Genomic DNA, 15,581 nt, shown 5'->3' on the forward strand with positions numbered 1-15,581 from the left:
TGCAGAGATGCTGGAACTGGTTGAAATGGAACTGCGTGACCTGCTGTCTGAATACGACTTCCCAGGCGACGACACTCCAATCATCCCGGGTTCTGCTCTGATGGCCCTGAACGGCGAAGATGAGAACGAAATGGGTACTACCGCTGTTAAGAAGCTGGTAGAAACTCTGGATTCTTACATCCCTGAGCCAGAGCGTGCTATCGACGGCGCCTTCCTGATGCCAATCGAAGACGTATTCTCTATCCAGGGTCGTGGTACTGTTGTTACCGGCCGTGTTGAACGTGGTATCGTTCGCACTGGTGAAGAACTGTCCATCATCGGTATCAAAGAGACCATCAAAACCACCTGTACCGGTGTTGAGATGTTCCGTAAGATCCTGGACGAAGGCCGTGCCGGTGAGAACGTAGGTGTTCTGCTGCGTGGTACCAAGCGTGACGAAGTTGAGCGTGGTCAGGTTCTGGCGAAGCCAGGTTCTATCACTCCTCACACCAAGTTCGAATCTGAAGTATACGTACTGGGTAAAGATGAAGGTGGTCGTCACACTCCATTCTTCAAAGGTTACCGTCCACAGTTCTACTTCCGTACCACTGACGTAACTGGTGCTTGTGAGCTGCCAGAAGGCGTTGAGATGGTAATGCCAGGTGACAACGTTAAGCTGACCATCACTCTGATCGCTCCGATCGCGATGGATGAAGGTCTGCGTTTTGCGATCCGTGAAGGCGGTCGTACTGTTGGTGCTGGTGTTGTAGCCAAGATCATCGAGTGATCTGAATACAAATTACAGGCCTTAGGGCCTGTGCTGAAAAGCCCGCTCCGTGCGGGCTTTTTTGTCAGTTTGATTCCGGTGTCGGCCTGCTTTGTCGGCTTCGGAAGTCGTCTGTTATTCCGTGGTTGACACTTTTTGTACAGCCGCATACAATTCGCGTCCCCTTAATCAGGGGAAAGTGAGCTCTTGCACATAAACTTGGAGTTTGGTAATGCAAAACCAACGAATCCGTATCCGTTTGAAGGCATTTGACCATCGACTGATCGATACCTCGACTCAGGAAATTGTTGATACTGCCAAACGTACGGGCGCTCAGGTACGTGGTCCTATCCCACTGCCTACTCGTAAAGAGCGTTATACCGTTCTGATCTCCCCGCACGTTAATAAAGACGCGCGCGATCAGTACGAAATCCGTACACACAAGCGCATGCTCGACATTGTTGAGCCAACTGAAAAAACAGTTGATGCGCTGATGAAACTGGATCTGGCTGCCGGCGTGGAAGTTCAGATCAGCCTGGGTTAATCCGTCAGGATTTATCCGTAAGGCTCTGTGTAACGCCCTTGTCCATGTCGGAGAAGAGGGCGGCCATAGTGGGTTAAGCCCCGTACACGAGAGGTAATTGGAAAATGGCAATTGGTATTGTCGGTAAGAAAGCGGGCATGACTCGTGTCTTTACCGAAGAAGGTCAATCTGTTGCTGTTACTGTAGTTCACGTAACACCTAACCGTGTTGCACAAGTGAAAACCGTTGAAACTGACGGCTACAGTGCTCTGCAGGTTACATTTGGTGAGAAGAAAGCTTCTCGCACAACTAAAGCTGAGGCAGGCCACTTTGCGAAAGCAAACGTTCAGGCAGGTCGTGGCGTTATGGAATTCCGTACCGAAGAAGCTCTGGCCAATGGCGATGAGCTGACCGTTGCGCAATTCGAAGCTGGTCAGAAAGTTGACGTGACTGGTTCATCTAAAGGTAAAGGCTTCCAGGGTGGCGTTAAGCGCTGGAACTTCCGTACCCAGGATGCTACCCACGGTAACTCCCTGTCTCATCGTGCTCCTGGTTCTATCGGTCAGTGTCAGACTCCTGGTCGTGTTTGGAAGGGCAAGAAGATGGCAGGTCACATGGGCGCTGAACAGGTTACTACTCAGAACCTGGAAGTTGTTCGTGTGGACGCAGAAAACAATCTGCTGCTGATCAAAGGTGCTGTGCCAGGTGCTACTGGTTCCGATGTGATTGTTAAACCAGCTGTTAAGGCTAAGGGGTAAGCAATGGAACTGAAAACTAACACTGGTACCGCAGTAGCTGTTTCTGAAGCTGCATTTGGTCGTGAATTTAATGAAGCTCTGGTTCACCAGATCGTTACCGCCTACATGGCCGGTGGCCGTCAGGGTACCAAAGCACAGAAATCCCGCTCTGAAGTTAGCGGTGGTGGTATTAAGCCATGGCGTCAGAAGGGAACAGGCCGTGCCCGTTCCGGTACTTCTAACAGCCCTATCTGGCGTTCAGGTGGTGTAACTTTCGCCGCCAAACCACGTAACTACGAGCAGAAAGTAAACAAGAAAATGTATCGCGCGGCGATGCAGTCCATCTTGTCTGAGCTGGTCCGTCAGGAACGCCTGGTTGTTGCTGATTCTTTTGCTGTGGAATCCCACAAGACCAAAGAATTCGTTGCCAAGCTGAAAGAGATGGAACTGAGCAATGTCCTGATCGTTGCCGATGAGATCGACGAAAAGCTGTATCTGGCTGCCCGTAACGTTCCTCATGTTGGTATTACCGAAGCTTCAGCTATCGATCCTGTAAGCCTGATTGCTTTTGAAAAGGTACTGGTGACTGTGCCCGCCCTGAAGAAACTTGAGGAGGCCTACGCATGAACCGTGAACGTATCTATAAAGTGCTGGTAGCTCCGCATATTTCCGAGAAGGCAACTCTGGTTGCTGAAAAGCACGGCCAGTATGTATTCCGTGTTGCTCCGGATGCCACCAAGCCTGAAATCAAAAAGGCTGTTGAAGCTCTGTTCGAAGTGAAAGTTGATTCCGTACAGACCGTCAACATCAAAGGTAAAACCAAGCGTACTGCTCGCGGTACAGGCAAACGTAATGATGTGCGTAAAGCATACGTTCGCCTGGCTGAAGGTCAGGACATCGACTTCGCAGACGCGGAATAAGGGGTTTAAGTCATGGCATTGGTGAAAACTAAACCGACTTCTCCTGGCCGTCGCCATCTGGTGAAAGTCGTCAACAACGAACTGCACAAAGGTAAGCCTTTCGCAGCTCTGGTTGAGAAGAAGTCAAAAAGCGGTGGTCGTAACAACAACGGTCACATTACTACCCGTCACATTGGTGGTGGTCATAAGCAGCATTATCGCCTGATCGACTTCAAACGTGACAAGGACGGTATCCCGGCAGTTGTAGAACGTCTGGAATACGATCCTAACCGCAGCGCAAACATTGCACTGCTGAAGTACGCCGACGGCGAACGTCGTTACATTCTGGCTCCTAAAGGCCTGAGTGCTGGCGATGCGATTGTGTCTGGTGAAGATGCACCGATCAAAGTAGGTAGCGCGATGTCTCTGCGCAACGTACCGGTTGGTAGCGTAATTCACAACGTAGAACTGAAGCCTGGCAAAGGTGGTCAGATCGCACGTTCTGCAGGTACCTCTGCTCAGCTGGTAGCGCGTGAAGGTGCATACTGCACTCTGCGTCTGCGCTCTGGCGAAATGCGCAAGGTTCTGTCTGATTGTCGTGCCACTATCGGTGAAGTTGGCAACAATGAGCACGCTCTGCGTGAACTGGGTAAGGCTGGTGCTTCGCGCTGGCGCGGTGTTCGTCCTACCGTTCGCGGTGTGGTAATGAACCCTGTTGATCACCCACACGGTGGTGGTGAAGGTCGTACCTCTGGTGGTCGTCATCCTGTTACTCCATGGGGCGTTCCAACCAAGGGCTACAAGACTCGTAAGAATAAGCGTACCGATAAACTTATCGTACGTCGTCGTTCTGCGAAATAATTAGAGAGGATAGAACTGTGCCACGTTCATTGAAAAAAGGTCCATTTATTGACCATCACTTGATGAAGAAGGTAGAGGCTGCTCTTGAGAAGAACGACAAACGTCCGATCAAGACCTGGTCTCGCCGCTCCACAATCTTTCCAGATTTCGTGGGGCTGACAATCGCTGTTCATAACGGCAAACAACACATGCCAGTTTTCGTAACTGAAGACATGGTAGGACATAAACTCGGCGAATTCGCGCTGACCCGTACTTACAAGGGTCATGTGGCGGATAAGAAAGCCAAACGTTAATAAGGGGTGAAATATGTCTGAAGTAGCCGCTGTATTACGTGGTGCTCGCTTGTCTGCACAGAAAGCACGTCTGGTTGCGGATCAGATCCGCGGCAAGAAGATTGATGAAGCTCTGAACATTCTTTCCTTCTCAGGTAAGAAAGGCGCAGACATCATCAAGAAAGTACTGGAATCTGCCATCGCCAACGCTGAGCACAACGACGGTGCCGACGTAGACGAACTCAAGGTTTCTACCGTGTTCGTTGACGAAGGTATGACAATGAAGCGTATTCGTCCACGTGCGAAAGGTCGTGCCGATCGCATCATGAAGCGCACTTGTCACATCACTGTGAAAGTTTCAGAAAAATAGGAGTTGGTCAGATGGGTCAGAAAGTTCATCCAACCGGTATCCGTTTAGGTATCACTAAAGATCATAACTCGATCTGGTATGCCGGTAAGGATAAGTACGCCGACAACCTGCTGACTGACATTGCTGTTCGATCTCTGATCGAAAAGCGCCTGGAAAAGGCTTCAGTGAGCAAGGTCGTCATCGAGCGTCCAGCGCAAAACGCCAAAGTAACCATTCACACTGCCCGTCCAGGCATCGTGATCGGTAAAAAAGGTGAAGACGTAGAAGTTCTGCGTAAAGATCTCAGCGATCTGATGGGTATCCCGGTACACATCAACATCGAAGAAGTTCGTAAACCGGATCTGGATGCCAAGCTGGTAGCCCAGAGCGTTGCAAGTCAGCTGGAGCGTCGTGTGATGTTCCGTCGCGCTATGAAGCGTGCTGTACAGAATGCAATGCGTGGTGGTGCCGAAGGTATCAAGATCCAAGTGAGTGGCCGTCTGGGTGGTGCTGAAATCGCTCGTTCCGAGTGGTACCGCGAAGGTCGTGTTCCTCTGCACACACTGCGTGCAGACATCGACTACGCAACTTATGAAGCACACACTACCTATGGTGTTATTGGCGTAAAAGTATGGATCTTCAAAGGCGAGATCCTCGGTGGTATCCAAGAGGTACGTGACCGCGCTAAGAACCAGGGCAAAAAGAAAACCGGTCGTTCATAAGGGGAATTAGTTATGTTGTTACCAAAACGTACAAAGTTCCGTAAAGTTCAGACCGGCCGCAACCGCGGTTTGGCGATCCGTGGCTCTAAAGTGAGCTTCGGTGAGTACGCTCTGAAGGCTACTGGACGTGGTCGTCTGACTTCTCGTCAGATTGAGGCAGCACGTCGTGCGATGACTCGTAAAGTTAAGCGTGGTGGTAAAATCTGGATCCGCGTTTTCCCGGATAAGCCAATTACCGAGAAGCCTCTTGAGGTTCGTATGGGTAAAGGTAAGGGTAACGTTGAGTACTGGGTTTGCCAGATTCAGCCAGGTCGCGTTCTTTACGAAATCGAAGGCGTACCAGAAGAGCTGGCTCGTGAAGCCTTTGCTCTGGCTGCTGCGAAACTGCCTTTTGAAACCGCATTTGTTAAACGGACGGTGCTGTGATGAAAGCAAGTGAACTGAAAAATAAATCAGTGGCTGAGCTGCAATCTCAGCTGGAAGAACTGTTGAGCGATCAATTTAAACTGCGTATGCAGAAAGCGACAGGTCAGCTGGGTCAGACTCATCTGATCGGCCAGACCCGTCGTGATATCGCTCGCGTAAAAACCGTGCTGGCTAGCAAGGCAGGTGAATAATCATGACTGAGAACACAAAAACCGTTCGTACCCTGAGTGGTCGTGTCGTGAGCAACAAGATGGACAAGTCCGTCACTGTTCTGGTTGAACGCTTTGTTAAGCATCCGATCTATAAAAAGTTCGTGAAACGCTCTACTAAAGTGATGGCCCACGATGAAAATAACGAATGCCAGATTGGCGATATCGTTACAGTAAAAGAGTCACGCCCAATGTCTAAAAATAAGACCTGGGCGCTGGTAAATATCGACGAGCGCGCCGCCAAGGTCTGAGGACCGGGCGCAGTTAGTTAGGAGCGAGAGGCATGATTCAAACTCAATCAATGCTTGACGTTGCCGACAACAGCGGCGCGAAGCGCGTACAGTGCATCAAAGTACTGGGCGGTTCTCATCGTCGTTATGCCGGCATCGGTGATTTGATTAAAGTATCCGTTAAGGAAGCAATTCCTCGCGGTAAAGTGAAAAAAGGTCAGGTAATGAACGCCGTGGTAGTACGTACCCGTAAAGGTGTACGTCGTCCGGACGGATCTATTATCCGTTTTGATGTAAACTCTGCCGTTCTGCTGAATGCTTCATTGGCGCCAATCGGTACCCGTATCTTTGGCCCTGTGACTCGTGAGCTGCGCTCTGAGCAGTTCATGAAAATCATTTCCCTGGCACCAGAAGTGCTCTAAGGGAGGGGGACGAGATATGTTAAAGATTCGCAAAAATGACGAAGTAGTTGTTATTGCCGGTAAAGATAAAGGCAAGCGTGGCAAAGTGCAGAAAGTTCTGCAGGATGGCCGTGTGCTGGTATCTGGCATTAACGTGGTGAAAAAACACCAGAAACCAAACCCGTACCTGCAGCAGCCAGGCGGCATCGTTGAAAAAGAAACCGGTATTCAGGTTTCCAACGTAGCCATCTGGAACCCGAAAACTGAGAAAGCTGACCGCGTTGGCTTCAAAGTTGAAGGCGAAAGCAAGGTACGTATCTTCAAATCCACAGGCGAACAAGTCGACGCCTAATTGGAGTTGGATACTACTATGTCACGTTTACAAGAACTGTATAAAAACGAAGTAGTAGCCAAGCTGCAAGAAGAGTTTGGTTACAAAAACATTATGGAAGTGCCTAAAGTCACCAAAATCACCCTGAACATGGGTGTTGGTGAAGCACTGGGAGACAAGAAACTGCTGGACAACGCTGTGGCCGAAATGGAAGCCATCAGCGGTCAGAAAGTTGTTGTCACCAAGGCACGTAAGTCTGTCGCAGCTTTTAAACTGCGCGAAGGCTGGCCAATTGGCTGTAAAGTTACCCTGCGTCGTGAGCGTATGTGGGAATTCATGGATCGTCTGATCGACGTGGCTCTGCCACGTGTTCGTGACTTCCGTGGTATCAACCCTAAGTCTTTCGATGGTCGTGGTAACTACAGCATGGGTGTGAAGGAACAGATCATTTTCCCGGAAATTGAATACGATAAAGTAGACAAGGTCCGTGGTATGGATGTGACCATCACAACTACCGCAAAAACCAACGAAGAAGGCCGCGCTCTGCTGAAAGCGCTGCAGTTCCCGTTCCGTAACTAAGGAGTTAAGCATGGCTAAGATTAGCATGAAGAATCGTGAACTGAAGCGTGAAGCACTGGTTGCCAAGTTTGCCGCCAAGCGCGCTGAACTGAAAGCGATCGTGAGCAACGTTAACTCTTCTGACGAAGAGCGTTGGAATGCACAACAAGCTCTGCAGAAACTGCCACGCGATTCATCCGCGAGCCGTCTGCAGCGTCGTTGTCAAATGACAGGTCGTCCACACGGCGTATACCGTAAATTCAAGCTTTCACGTATTAAGTTGCGCGAAGAAGGCATGAAGGGTAATGTGCCAGGCCTGAAAAAAGCTAGTTGGTAAGCAATTCCCCCTTTCGGGTAGAACCGAAGGGGGGGCGCTGTACAACAGAGGTAACTATTAATGAGTATGCAAGATACGTTGGCGGACATGTTCACCCGCATTCGTAATGCCCAGCAAGCTGGTCATAAGAATGTAAGCATGCCGTCTTCAAAAATTAAGAAGTCTGTAGCCCAGGTTCTCGAAGCTGAAGGTTACATCAACAGTTTTTCTATCGATGAAGCGGTCAAGCCGACCATGACCATCGATCTGAAATACTACGAAGGTAAGCCAGTTATTGAACGTATCCAGCGCGTTAGCCGCCCTGGTCTGCGTCAGTACCGTGGCACCACAGAGCTGCCTAAAGTTGAAGCAGGTCTGGGTGTGGCTATCGTATCCACCTCTAAAGGCGTTATGACTGATCGCGCTGCTCGTGCTGCGGGCGTGGGCGGTGAAGTTATTGCGACCGTATTCTAAGGGGAATTACGATGTCTCGCGTAGCAAAAGCTCCTGTACAAATCCCAGCCGGCGTAGAAGTTAAACTGGCTGCAGACAAAATCGCCATCAAAGGCAAGCAAGGCCAGTTAGAACTGGATGTGCATTCTTCTGTTGAAATCAAACAGGAAGAAAATGTACTGACCTTCGCTCCTAAAACTGGCGACAAGCAAGCCAACGCTCTGGCCGGTACTTTCCGCGCCCTGGTAAACAATATGGTTACCGGTGTTAACGTTGGTTTCGAAAAGAAACTGATTCTGCAGGGTGTTGGTTATCGTGCCAAAGCATCCGGCAAGTCATTAAATTTGACTCTGGGCTTCTCTCACCCAATCGACTATGAACTGCCGGAAGGCATTTCTGTCGAGACGCCAAGCCAGACCGAAGTGGTTATCAAAGGTATTGATAAGCAGAAAGTAGGTCAGGTTGCTGCTGAGATCCGTGGCTACCGTCCACCAGAACCTTATAAAGGTAAGGGTGTTCGCTATGCTGATGAAAATGTGCGTCGTAAAGAAGCCAAGAAAAAGTAAGGTCTAGGCCATGAATGAGAAGAAAAAAGCTCGTTTGCGCCGTGCCACCAAAACACGGATGAACATCCGTGAGAAAAGCGCGGTTCGTCTGTGCGTTCATCGTACGCCCAGACACATTTACGCTCAGATCATCTCTGCCAATGGCGCTACCGTCTTGGCGACAGCTTCAACCGTTGAAGCGGATCTGCGTAGTGACACTACTGGTAACGTTAATGCAGCGACCAAAGTTGGTCAGTTGATTGCTGAGCGTGCGAAAGCCGCTGGCATCACCAAAGTTGCGTTCGATCGTTCTGGTTTTAAATACCATGGTCGTGTTAAAGCTCTGGCTGACGCGGCTCGTGAAAGCGGCCTGGAATTCTAAGGGTAAAGATCATGGCAAATAATGAACGTGTAGAACGTAACGAAAGTGAACTGCAAGAGAAGCTGGTTCAGGTAAACCGCGTAGCCAAAGTGGTAAAAGGTGGTCGTATTTTCGCCTTTACCGCTCTGACCGTGGTTGGCGACGGCAATGGTCGTGTTGGTTTTGGTCGTGGTAAGTCCCGTGAAGTGCCTCTGGCAATTCAAAAGGCGATGGAACAGGCTAAGCGCAACATGGTCAATGTTCAGCTGGACGGCAACACTCTGCAGTATCCTGTCCGTGCCCGTCACTCTGGCGCACAGATTTACATGCAGCCGGCCTCTGAAGGTACCGGTATCATCGCCGGCGGTGCAATGCGCGCCGTTCTGGAGATGGTTGGTGTTAAAAACGTATTGGCTAAGTGCTATGGCTCTACCAACCCGGTAAACGTTGTTCGTGCAACCTTCAATGGTCTGGCACAAATGAAGTCTCCGGAAGAAGTAGCTGCCAAGCGCGGTAAGTCCGTAGAAGAGATCCTGGGGTAATACGTTATGGCTAAGAAAACCGTAAAAGTGACCCAGACACGGAGCACCATTGGCAAGCTGCCAAAGCACCGTGCAACCATGCAAGGCCTGGGTCTGCGTCGTATTGGTCATACCGTTGAGCTGGAAGATACTCCATCTGTACGCGGCATGATCAACCAAGTTCAATACATGGTTAAGGTAGAAGGGGAGTAATATGCGTCTCAACGAATTGAGCCCAGCTCCTGGTTCGAAGCCTGCTCCTAAGCGTGTTGGCCGTGGTATCGGTTCCGGTCTGGGTAAGACTGGTGGCCGTGGTCACAAAGGTCAGAAATCACGCTCAGGCGGTAAAGTGGCTCCGGGCTTTGAAGGCGGTCAGATGCCAATCCACCGTCGTCTGCCAAAATTTGGCTTTACTTCACGCAAAGCACAGTACGTTGCAGAGATCCGTCTGAACGAACTGGCTCTGGTTGAAGGCGATGTTGTAGATCTGGCAGCACTGAAAGCTGCAGACGTTATCGGCGAGAAGATCAAAGAAGCTCGCGTGATTCTGTCTGGTGAAGTCAAGAAGGCTTTGACCATCAAAGGTCTGAAAGTCACTCAAGGCGCAAAAGCTGCTATTGAAGCAGCCGGTGGAAAGGTCGAAGACTAATGGCTAGGCAAGGACTCCCACAGGGCATGCAAGGCGGACTGACTGAACTCTGGTCACGCATCCGCTTCGTGCTCCTGGCGATTGTAGTATATCGGATTGGCACCCATATCCCGGTGCCAGGTATTAATCCGGAAGCATTGGCACGTTTATTCGAGCAGAACCAGGGCACAATCCTGGAAATGTTCAATATGTTCTCCGGTGGTGCACTGGAGCGCATGAGTATTCTGGCGCTGGGCATCATGCCCTATATCTCTGCTTCCATTATCATGCAATTGCTGACGGCGGTGAGTCCGCAGCTGGAACAGTTGAAGAAAGAAGGCGAAGCCGGTCGTCGCAAGATTACCCAGTACACCCGTTACGGTACTGTACTGCTTGCAACGATTCAGGCCTTCGGCGTCTCGGCCGGTCTTGCCGGCCAAGGCGTTACTTTCTCTTCGGGCATTGATTTCTACATCGCAGCCGTACCTTCCTTTGTGGCAGGTGCAGTGTTCATGATGTGGCTGGGTGAGCAGGTTACCGAGCGTGGTATCGGTAATGGCATCTCTATCCTGATCTTCGCCGGTATTGTTGCTGGCCTGCCGAGTGCAATTGGTCAGGCTTTCGAGTCTGCGCGTCAGGGTGACCTGAATATTCTGGTATTGCTGGTTATTGCTGCCCTGGCAGTCGTGGTGATCGGTTTCGTAGTCTTTGTTGAGCGCGGCCAGCGTCGCATCACCATTAACTACGCAAAACGTCAGCAGGGTCGTCAGATGTTTGCGGCACAGACAAGTCATTTACCGCTGAAACTTAATATGGCCGGTGTAATTCCTGCGATCTTTGCTTCAAGCCTGCTGTTGTTCCCAGCGTCTCTGGGAACGTGGTTTGGCCAGGGTGAGGGGATGGAGTGGCTGCAGGACATCAGTATGGCTCTGGCGCCAAGCCAGCCGCTGTACATCGTACTGTTCGCTGCCGGTATTATTTTCTTCTGCTACTTCTATACGGCGTTGATGTTCAACCCGAAAGATGTTGCCGAAAACCTGAAGAAGTCTGGTGCTTTCATTCCGGGTATCCGCCCGGGCATTCAGACTGCCAAGTATATTGATGCTGTCTTAGGACGCCTGACTCTGTTCGGTTCGCTGTACATTGCCGCGGTGTGTCTGATGCCTCAGTTCCTGGTAGTCGCTGCAGATGTACCTTTCTACTTCGGTGGCACATCGTTATTGATCGTGGTTGTGGTCGTAATGGATTTCATGGCTCAGGTTCAATCGCACCTGATGTCACACCAGTACGAATCGCTGATGAAGAAAGCAAATCTGAAGAATTTTGGCTCAGCCCGCTGAGCCAGATTTAGGAGACTGTCATGAAAGTACGTGCGTCTGTTAAAAAAATCTGCCGTGAATGCAAAATTATTCGCCGTAACGGTAGTGTGCGCGTGATCTGTTCAGATCCAAAGCACAAGCAACGTCAGGGTTAATCCCCGGACAAGGTCGGGTGTGAATATTACAGATGGCTTGATTTATTTTTGAGCTGACTGTAGTATCTCGCGCCCTTTCATCAAGTAAAGTGTAACGGAGTTAGACATGGCCCGTATTGCCGGTGTCAATATTCCTGACAACAAGCATGCAGTGATTTCTCTGACCTATGTCTATGGCATTGGTCGTACTACTGCCCAGCAGATCTGTGCCGCTACTGGCATTGCAGAGACCACCAAAATCGGTGATCTGAGCGAAGAGTTGCTGGATGTTGTTCGTAACGAAGTAGCTAAACATACGGTTGAAGGTGATTTGCGCCGTGAAGTGCAAATGAACATCAAGCGTCTGATGGATATGGCTTGCTATCGTGGTATCCGCCACCGTCGCAGCCTGCCACTTCGTGGTCAGCGTACTAAAACGAATGCTCGTACCCGTAAGGGCCCGCGCAAACCGATCCGTAAGTAATCTTACGGTCGGTCTTTTAGTGTAGCTGCATTCGACTTGTTGCAGTGTTGATATTAAAAGCAGGATTTAAAAATGGCTAAGCCACAAAGATCAACCAAGAAAAAGGTTAAAAAGACGGTAGTCGATGGCATTGCGCACATCCACGCCTCTTTTAACAACACCATCGTAACCATCACCGACCGTCAGGGTAATGCTCTGTCGTGGGCAACCGCCGGTGGTTCAGGTTTCCGTGGTTCTCGTAAGAGCACTCCTTTCGCCGCTCAGGTAGCAGCAGAGCGTGCTGGTGAAGCAGCAAAAGAGTACGGTCTGAAAAACCTCGACGTGGAAGTTAAAGGTCCAGGTCCTGGTCGTGAATCAGCAGTCCGCGCTCTGAACGCATGTGGATACAAGATCGCTAACATCACTGATGTTACTCCGATCCCACATAACGGCTGTCGTCCACCTAAGAAGCGTCGCGTATAAGGAGGCAGAAATATGGCACGTTATATTGGTCCTAAGTGTAAGCTGTCTCGTCGTGAAGGAACTGACCTGTTCCTGAAGAGCGGCGTTCGTGCATTAGACACTAAATGCAAAATGGAAACCAAGCCTGGCGTACACGGTGCTGGTCGCGGTCGTCTGTCTGACTACGGTCTGCAGCTGCGCGAAAAGCAAAAAGTACGTCGCTTGTACGGTATCCTGGAAAAGCAATTCCGCAGCTACTACAAAGAAGCAGCGCGTCGTAAAGGCGCAACCGGTGAAAACCTGCTGCAACTGCTGGAATCTCGTCTGGATAACGTTGTATACCGCATGGGCTTCGGCTCTACCCGCGCTGAATCACGTCAGCTGGTCACTCACAAAGCAGTAGCTGTGAATGGTCAGACTGTGAACGTTCCTTCGTTCAACGTTAAGAGCGGCGATGTGGTTACGATTCGTGAGAAAGCGAAAAATCAGGATCGTATCAAAACTGCTCTTGAGCTGGCAGCACAGCGCACTGATTGTGCGTGGATTGATGTCAATGCAGGTAAGATGGAAGGGACTTTCAAAGCAGTTCCTGAGCGCGCTGATCTCCCAGCAGAGATCAACGAAAACCTGATCGTGGAACTTTACTCTAAGTAATAGAGGAACTTAAGGGGCAGCTATGCAGCGTGCAGTTAATGAATTTTTGACACCTCGTCACATCCAGGTGGATGAGGTAAACAATACCCACGCTAAAGTGACTCTGGAGCCGCTTGAGCGCGGTTTCGGCCACACTTTAGGCAACGCATTGCGTCGTATCCTGCTTTCCTCTATGCCGGGTGCTGCAATCGTTGAATGCGAAATCGATGGCGTTCTGCATGAGTACAGCGCGATCGAAGGTGTACAGGAAGACGTAATTGAAATCCTGCTGAACCTGAAAGGTGTTGCGGTCAAATTACATGAACGTGACGAAGCGATTCTGAGCCTGGCGAAAGTTGGCCCGGCAACAGTAACAGCTGCCGATATTCAACTGGATCATGGTGTTGAGGTTGCTAACCCAGCTCACGTTATCGCCCATCTGGGTGAAGGCGCTGAACTGAAAATGACCCTGAAAGTTGCTTCCGGTCGTGGCTACGAGACTGTTGAGTCCCGTAACCAGAACGATGAAGAAACCAAGGCCATTGGCAAACTGCAGCTTGATGCTACCTACAGCCCGGTTAAGCGTGTTTCTTACAGCGTTGAAAGCGCTCGTGTGGAACAGCGTACCGATCTGGACAAACTGGTTATCGATCTCGAAACCAATGGTACCATCGATCCGGAAGAAGCGATCCGTCGTTCCGCGACCATCTTGCAGCAACAGCTGGCTATCTTCGTAAATCTGGAGAACGACGAAGTCGTTGAACAGATCCGCGAAGAAGAAGAGATCGATCCGATTCTCCTGCGTCCTGTGGACGACCTGGAGCTGACTGTTCGTTCTGCCAACTGTCTGAAAGCAGAAAACATTTACTACATCGGTGATCTGATCCAGCGTACAGAAGTAGAGCTGTTGAAGACTCCTAATTTAGGTAAGAAGTCTCTGACTGAAATCAAAGACGTTCTGGCCTCACGCGGACTGTCGTTGGGAATGCATCTGGAGAACTGGCCACCTGCCAGCCTCCGTAACGACGACAAAGTATTAGCCTGAGCAGAGCGTTCAGTTAGTTAAGGAATAAAACCATGCGTCATCGTAAAAGTGGTCGTCACTTCAATCGTACCAGCGCACACCGTCAAGCCATGTTTAAAAACATGGCGGTGAGCCTGTTCGAGCATGAAATTATCAAGACTACCCTGCCAAAGGCGAAAGAGCTGCGTCGCGTAGCTGAGCCACTGATTACTCTTGCAAAAGAAGATTCAGTTGCTAACCGTCGTCTGGCCTTTGCTCGTACCCGTAGCAAAGAAGCAGTAGGTAAGTTGTTCAGCGATTTGGGTCCTCGTTATCAAACCCGCCCAGGTGGTTACATTCGTATTCTGAAATGTGGCTTCCGTGCTGGTGATAACGCTCCAATGGCATATGTTGAACTGGTAGACCGTCCGGTTGCAGTAGCAGAAGCGGATGTTGTTGAAGTTCAGGATGAAGCCGCTGAGTAATTTCGGCAGTTAAATAAAAAGGCCCGCCGTCGTAAGACTGCGGGCCTTTTTATTGGCCGTTATTCGCGCTTTTGCTGCTGTCTGGTAAAGGCCGCAATTTCATTCAGTGCCTGGCGCGCTTCAGGCATATAACCGGCGTGCAGCTGAAATACGTGCCACATCTGAGGATATTCACTCAGGGTTACCTCAGCGCCTGCATGGCGCATACGCTGAGCGAGGCGCACGCTGTCATCGTACAGAATTTCTTCGCTGCCAACCTGAATCAGGGTAGGTGGAAAATCGCTGAAGTCGGCATGCAGTGGCGATATATGCGGATTGTCCAGATCCTGCTGCCCGGCATACTGCTCCGCCGCAAAGAGAATCCAGTCTGTCTGCAGTAATACCTCCCGTTCTTTCCTTTCACTGATGGAAGCTCCGCTGCAGCTCAGATCACACCAGGGCGAGAATAAAACCAGAGCCTGTGGGCGTGGCAGCTGCTGTTCCAGAGCAGCCGCAGTCAGGGCCAGACTCAGACCGCCGCCGGCAGAATCTCCGGCAATTATCACCGGCCCCTGAGCACTGAGGGTACGGTAGGCACTGAGTGCGTCCTCAAGGGCGGCTGGTGCCGGATGTTCAGGAGCAAGGCGGTAATCAATAAGCCAGGTATCAATACTGCACTGGCGGGCGATACGGGCGACCATTTCACCATGACTGGTCGGAGAACCGACGACATAGCCTCCGCCATGCAGATACAGCATCACGCTCGCACCGGTATTTTGTGCGCTGCCGGCGTCATGTACGGTCGCCGGTGTCAGACGCCAGGCGGGAACGCCGCCACAGGGAGTAATCTGTTTGCGTACGCCAAAAGGCATGGGCATTAGTTGTTGCAGGGCATTTAAACGCTGGCGCTGGCGTTTAAGGCCGAATTCGGGTGTGAATGTCGGTTGCACCAAAGCACGCAGAAGAGTGCGTGTCAGACGGGCGGTCAGACTGGCCATAAGCCTTCCTGTGATTTT

30 protein-coding genes are annotated in these 15,581 nt (G+C 50.7%); 29 read left to right on the forward strand and 1 reads right to left on the reverse strand.

The genetic code is table 11. The features are described from left to right. From LGT44_RS16270 to rplQ, 29 genes are all read left to right on the forward strand, one after another. Positions 1-766: EF-Tu C-terminal domain-related protein (locus LGT44_RS16270; RefSeq protein ID WP_268866500.1), on the forward strand; the 766-nt coding region annotated here is incomplete at its 5' end. A gap of 211 nt (positions 767-977) precedes the next feature. Beyond that, entirely contained in the window at positions 978-1,289 is a 312-nt protein-coding gene (gene rpsJ, locus LGT44_RS16275; protein WP_145466725.1) for a 30S ribosomal protein S10, read from the forward strand. 104 nt (positions 1,290-1,393) lie between these two features. After that, positions 1,394-2,026 carry a 50S ribosomal protein L3 gene (gene rplC, locus LGT44_RS16280; RefSeq protein WP_145466724.1) on the forward strand — a complete coding sequence of 211 codons (633 nt, stop codon included), beginning with the start codon at positions 1,394-1,396 and terminating at the stop codon, positions 2,024-2,026. Positions 2,027-2,029: 3 nt separating this feature from the next. After that, the gene (gene rplD, locus LGT44_RS16285) at positions 2,030-2,632 is read left to right on the forward strand and encodes a 50S ribosomal protein L4 (RefSeq protein WP_145466723.1); all 603 of its coding nucleotides are present in this window, start codon (positions 2,030-2,032) and stop codon (positions 2,630-2,632) included. Beyond that, entirely contained in the window at positions 2,629-2,925 is a 297-nt protein-coding gene (gene rplW, locus LGT44_RS16290) for a 50S ribosomal protein L23 (RefSeq protein ID WP_145466722.1), read from the forward strand. The genes rplD and rplW overlap by 4 nt, the downstream gene beginning before the upstream one ends. Positions 2,926-2,937: 12 nt before the next feature. Further along, on the forward strand, positions 2,938-3,765 hold the full coding sequence (rplB, locus tag LGT44_RS16295) for a 50S ribosomal protein L2 (RefSeq protein ID WP_145466721.1): 828 nt from the start codon (positions 2,938-2,940) through the stop codon (positions 3,763-3,765). A gap of 17 nt (positions 3,766-3,782) precedes the next feature. Further along, on the forward strand, positions 3,783-4,058 hold the full coding sequence (gene rpsS, locus LGT44_RS16300) for a 30S ribosomal protein S19 (protein ID WP_145466720.1): 276 nt from the start codon (positions 3,783-3,785) through the stop codon (positions 4,056-4,058). Positions 4,059-4,071: 13 nt separating this feature from the next. After that, positions 4,072-4,407 carry a 50S ribosomal protein L22 gene (gene rplV / locus LGT44_RS16305; RefSeq protein WP_145466719.1) on the forward strand — a complete coding sequence of 112 codons (336 nt, stop codon included), beginning with the start codon at positions 4,072-4,074 and terminating at the stop codon, positions 4,405-4,407. An 11-nt stretch (positions 4,408-4,418) separates the two neighbouring features. Next, on the forward strand, positions 4,419-5,108 hold the full coding sequence (gene rpsC, locus LGT44_RS16310; RefSeq protein ID WP_145466718.1) for a 30S ribosomal protein S3: 690 nt from the start codon (positions 4,419-4,421) through the stop codon (positions 5,106-5,108). A gap of 12 nt (positions 5,109-5,120) precedes the next feature. Then, positions 5,121-5,534, forward strand: coding sequence for a 50S ribosomal protein L16 (rplP, locus tag LGT44_RS16315; protein WP_145466717.1), 414 nt, complete (start codon positions 5,121-5,123; stop codon positions 5,532-5,534). Next, positions 5,534-5,725: a 50S ribosomal protein L29 gene (gene rpmC, locus LGT44_RS16320; protein ID WP_145466803.1), complete on the forward strand. Its 192-nt coding sequence runs from the start codon at positions 5,534-5,536 to the stop codon at positions 5,723-5,725. The genes rplP and rpmC overlap by 1 nt, the downstream gene beginning before the upstream one ends. Before the next feature lie 2 nt (positions 5,726-5,727). Beyond that, positions 5,728-5,994 (forward strand): 30S ribosomal protein S17, encoded by a 267-nt coding sequence (gene rpsQ, locus LGT44_RS16325; protein WP_145466716.1) that lies wholly within the window; start codon positions 5,728-5,730, stop codon positions 5,992-5,994. A 32-nt stretch (positions 5,995-6,026) separates the two neighbouring features. Next, positions 6,027-6,395, forward strand: a complete 369-nt coding sequence (gene rplN, locus LGT44_RS16330) for a 50S ribosomal protein L14 (RefSeq protein ID WP_145466715.1) — start codon at positions 6,027-6,029, stop codon at positions 6,393-6,395. 16 nt (positions 6,396-6,411) lie between these two features. Further along, positions 6,412-6,726 carry a 50S ribosomal protein L24 gene (rplX, locus tag LGT44_RS16335; protein ID WP_145466714.1) on the forward strand — a complete coding sequence of 105 codons (315 nt, stop codon included), beginning with the start codon at positions 6,412-6,414 and terminating at the stop codon, positions 6,724-6,726. A gap of 18 nt (positions 6,727-6,744) precedes the next feature. Then, entirely contained in the window at positions 6,745-7,284 is a 540-nt protein-coding gene (gene rplE, locus LGT44_RS16340; protein ID WP_145466713.1) for a 50S ribosomal protein L5, read from the forward strand. A gap of 10 nt (positions 7,285-7,294) precedes the next feature. Then, positions 7,295-7,600 carry a 30S ribosomal protein S14 gene (gene rpsN / locus LGT44_RS16345; RefSeq protein ID WP_145466712.1) on the forward strand — a complete coding sequence of 102 codons (306 nt, stop codon included), beginning with the start codon at positions 7,295-7,297 and terminating at the stop codon, positions 7,598-7,600. A 60-nt stretch (positions 7,601-7,660) separates the two neighbouring features. Continuing rightward, positions 7,661-8,053, forward strand: coding sequence for a 30S ribosomal protein S8 (rpsH, locus tag LGT44_RS16350; RefSeq protein WP_145466711.1), 393 nt, complete (start codon positions 7,661-7,663; stop codon positions 8,051-8,053). A gap of 11 nt (positions 8,054-8,064) precedes the next feature. Beyond that, on the forward strand, positions 8,065-8,598 hold the full coding sequence (rplF, locus tag LGT44_RS16355; protein ID WP_145466710.1) for a 50S ribosomal protein L6: 534 nt from the start codon (positions 8,065-8,067) through the stop codon (positions 8,596-8,598). A 10-nt stretch (positions 8,599-8,608) separates the two neighbouring features. Then, a complete protein-coding gene (rplR, locus tag LGT44_RS16360; RefSeq protein WP_145466709.1) occupies positions 8,609-8,959 on the forward strand; it encodes a 50S ribosomal protein L18 in 351 nt (116 codons plus the stop codon). Positions 8,960-8,970: 11 nt separating this feature from the next. Next, positions 8,971-9,480: a 30S ribosomal protein S5 gene (gene rpsE, locus LGT44_RS16365; protein WP_145466708.1), complete on the forward strand. Its 510-nt coding sequence runs from the start codon at positions 8,971-8,973 to the stop codon at positions 9,478-9,480. A gap of 6 nt (positions 9,481-9,486) precedes the next feature. Then, entirely contained in the window at positions 9,487-9,672 is a 186-nt protein-coding gene (gene rpmD / locus LGT44_RS16370) for a 50S ribosomal protein L30 (protein ID WP_145466707.1), read from the forward strand. Between the two features lies 1 nt (position 9,673). After that, positions 9,674-10,108 (forward strand): 50S ribosomal protein L15, encoded by a 435-nt coding sequence (rplO, locus tag LGT44_RS16375; protein WP_145466706.1) that lies wholly within the window; start codon positions 9,674-9,676, stop codon positions 10,106-10,108. After that, positions 10,108-11,427: a preprotein translocase subunit SecY gene (secY, locus tag LGT44_RS16380; RefSeq protein ID WP_145466705.1), complete on the forward strand. Its 1,320-nt coding sequence runs from the start codon at positions 10,108-10,110 to the stop codon at positions 11,425-11,427. The genes rplO and secY overlap by 1 nt, the downstream gene beginning before the upstream one ends. Before the next feature lie 20 nt (positions 11,428-11,447). After that, entirely contained in the window at positions 11,448-11,561 is a 114-nt protein-coding gene (gene rpmJ / locus LGT44_RS16385; RefSeq protein WP_145466704.1) for a 50S ribosomal protein L36, read from the forward strand. 106 nt (positions 11,562-11,667) lie between these two features. Then, complete coding sequence (rpsM, locus tag LGT44_RS16390; protein ID WP_145466703.1) at positions 11,668-12,024, forward strand: 30S ribosomal protein S13; 357 nt, start codon at positions 11,668-11,670, stop codon at positions 12,022-12,024. 72 nt (positions 12,025-12,096) lie between these two features. Beyond that, the gene (gene rpsK, locus LGT44_RS16395; RefSeq protein ID WP_145466702.1) at positions 12,097-12,486 is read left to right on the forward strand and encodes a 30S ribosomal protein S11; all 390 of its coding nucleotides are present in this window, start codon (positions 12,097-12,099) and stop codon (positions 12,484-12,486) included. Between the two features lie 12 nt (positions 12,487-12,498). Next, entirely contained in the window at positions 12,499-13,119 is a 621-nt protein-coding gene (rpsD, locus tag LGT44_RS16400) for a 30S ribosomal protein S4 (RefSeq protein WP_145466701.1), read from the forward strand. A 22-nt stretch (positions 13,120-13,141) separates the two neighbouring features. Continuing rightward, positions 13,142-14,143, forward strand: coding sequence for a DNA-directed RNA polymerase subunit alpha (locus tag LGT44_RS16405; RefSeq protein ID WP_145466700.1), 1,002 nt, complete (start codon positions 13,142-13,144; stop codon positions 14,141-14,143). 32 nt (positions 14,144-14,175) lie between these two features. Then, positions 14,176-14,586, forward strand: coding sequence for a 50S ribosomal protein L17 (rplQ, locus tag LGT44_RS16410; protein ID WP_145466699.1), 411 nt, complete (start codon positions 14,176-14,178; stop codon positions 14,584-14,586). A gap of 59 nt (positions 14,587-14,645) precedes the next feature. Here the strand turns inward: rplQ and LGT44_RS16415 are convergent, their stop codons facing one another. Further along, positions 14,646-15,563, reverse strand: a complete 918-nt coding sequence (locus LGT44_RS16415) for an alpha/beta hydrolase (RefSeq protein WP_230332380.1) — start codon at positions 15,561-15,563, stop codon at positions 14,646-14,648. Between the last annotated feature and the right edge of the window lie 18 nt (positions 15,564-15,581).

The sequence above is a fragment of the Thalassolituus alkanivorans genome, assembly GCF_020447205.1.
GTDB lineage: Bacteria > Pseudomonadota > Gammaproteobacteria > Pseudomonadales > Oceanobacteraceae > Venatoribacter > Venatoribacter alkanivorans.

Coding starts and splice junctions, on each gene's coding strand:
- rpsJ (WP_145466725.1), top strand. CDS start 978: ATGCAAAACCAACGAATCCGTATCCGTTTGAAGGCATTTGACCATCGA.
- rplC (WP_145466724.1), top strand. CDS start 1,394: ATGGCAATTGGTATTGTCGGTAAGAAAGCGGGCATGACTCGTGTCTTT.
- rplD (WP_145466723.1), top strand. CDS start 2,030: ATGGAACTGAAAACTAACACTGGTACCGCAGTAGCTGTTTCTGAAGCT.
- rplW (WP_145466722.1), top strand. CDS start 2,629: ATGAACCGTGAACGTATCTATAAAGTGCTGGTAGCTCCGCATATTTCC.
- rplB (WP_145466721.1), top strand. CDS start 2,938: ATGGCATTGGTGAAAACTAAACCGACTTCTCCTGGCCGTCGCCATCTG.
- rplV (WP_145466719.1), top strand. CDS start 4,072: ATGTCTGAAGTAGCCGCTGTATTACGTGGTGCTCGCTTGTCTGCACAG.
- rpsC (WP_145466718.1), top strand. CDS start 4,419: ATGGGTCAGAAAGTTCATCCAACCGGTATCCGTTTAGGTATCACTAAA.
- rplP (WP_145466717.1), top strand. CDS start 5,121: ATGTTGTTACCAAAACGTACAAAGTTCCGTAAAGTTCAGACCGGCCGC.
- rpmC (WP_145466803.1), top strand. CDS start 5,534: ATGAAAGCAAGTGAACTGAAAAATAAATCAGTGGCTGAGCTGCAATCT.
- rpsQ (WP_145466716.1), top strand. CDS start 5,728: ATGACTGAGAACACAAAAACCGTTCGTACCCTGAGTGGTCGTGTCGTG.
- rplN (WP_145466715.1), top strand. CDS start 6,027: ATGATTCAAACTCAATCAATGCTTGACGTTGCCGACAACAGCGGCGCG.
- rplX (WP_145466714.1), top strand. CDS start 6,412: ATGTTAAAGATTCGCAAAAATGACGAAGTAGTTGTTATTGCCGGTAAA.
- rplE (WP_145466713.1), top strand. CDS start 6,745: ATGTCACGTTTACAAGAACTGTATAAAAACGAAGTAGTAGCCAAGCTG.
- rpsN (WP_145466712.1), top strand. CDS start 7,295: ATGGCTAAGATTAGCATGAAGAATCGTGAACTGAAGCGTGAAGCACTG.
- rpsH (WP_145466711.1), top strand. CDS start 7,661: ATGAGTATGCAAGATACGTTGGCGGACATGTTCACCCGCATTCGTAAT.
- rplF (WP_145466710.1), top strand. CDS start 8,065: ATGTCTCGCGTAGCAAAAGCTCCTGTACAAATCCCAGCCGGCGTAGAA.
- rplR (WP_145466709.1), top strand. CDS start 8,609: ATGAATGAGAAGAAAAAAGCTCGTTTGCGCCGTGCCACCAAAACACGG.
- rpsE (WP_145466708.1), top strand. CDS start 8,971: ATGGCAAATAATGAACGTGTAGAACGTAACGAAAGTGAACTGCAAGAG.
- rpmD (WP_145466707.1), top strand. CDS start 9,487: ATGGCTAAGAAAACCGTAAAAGTGACCCAGACACGGAGCACCATTGGC.
- rplO (WP_145466706.1), top strand. CDS start 9,674: ATGCGTCTCAACGAATTGAGCCCAGCTCCTGGTTCGAAGCCTGCTCCT.
- secY (WP_145466705.1), top strand. CDS start 10,108: ATGGCTAGGCAAGGACTCCCACAGGGCATGCAAGGCGGACTGACTGAA.
- rpmJ (WP_145466704.1), top strand. CDS start 11,448: ATGAAAGTACGTGCGTCTGTTAAAAAAATCTGCCGTGAATGCAAAATT.
- rpsM (WP_145466703.1), top strand. CDS start 11,668: ATGGCCCGTATTGCCGGTGTCAATATTCCTGACAACAAGCATGCAGTG.
- rpsK (WP_145466702.1), top strand. CDS start 12,097: ATGGCTAAGCCACAAAGATCAACCAAGAAAAAGGTTAAAAAGACGGTA.
- rpsD (WP_145466701.1), top strand. CDS start 12,499: ATGGCACGTTATATTGGTCCTAAGTGTAAGCTGTCTCGTCGTGAAGGA.
- LGT44_RS16405 (WP_145466700.1), top strand. CDS start 13,142: ATGCAGCGTGCAGTTAATGAATTTTTGACACCTCGTCACATCCAGGTG.
- rplQ (WP_145466699.1), top strand. CDS start 14,176: ATGCGTCATCGTAAAAGTGGTCGTCACTTCAATCGTACCAGCGCACAC.
- LGT44_RS16415 (WP_230332380.1), bottom strand. CDS start 15,563: ATGGCCAGTCTGACCGCCCGTCTGACACGCACTCTTCTGCGTGCTTTG.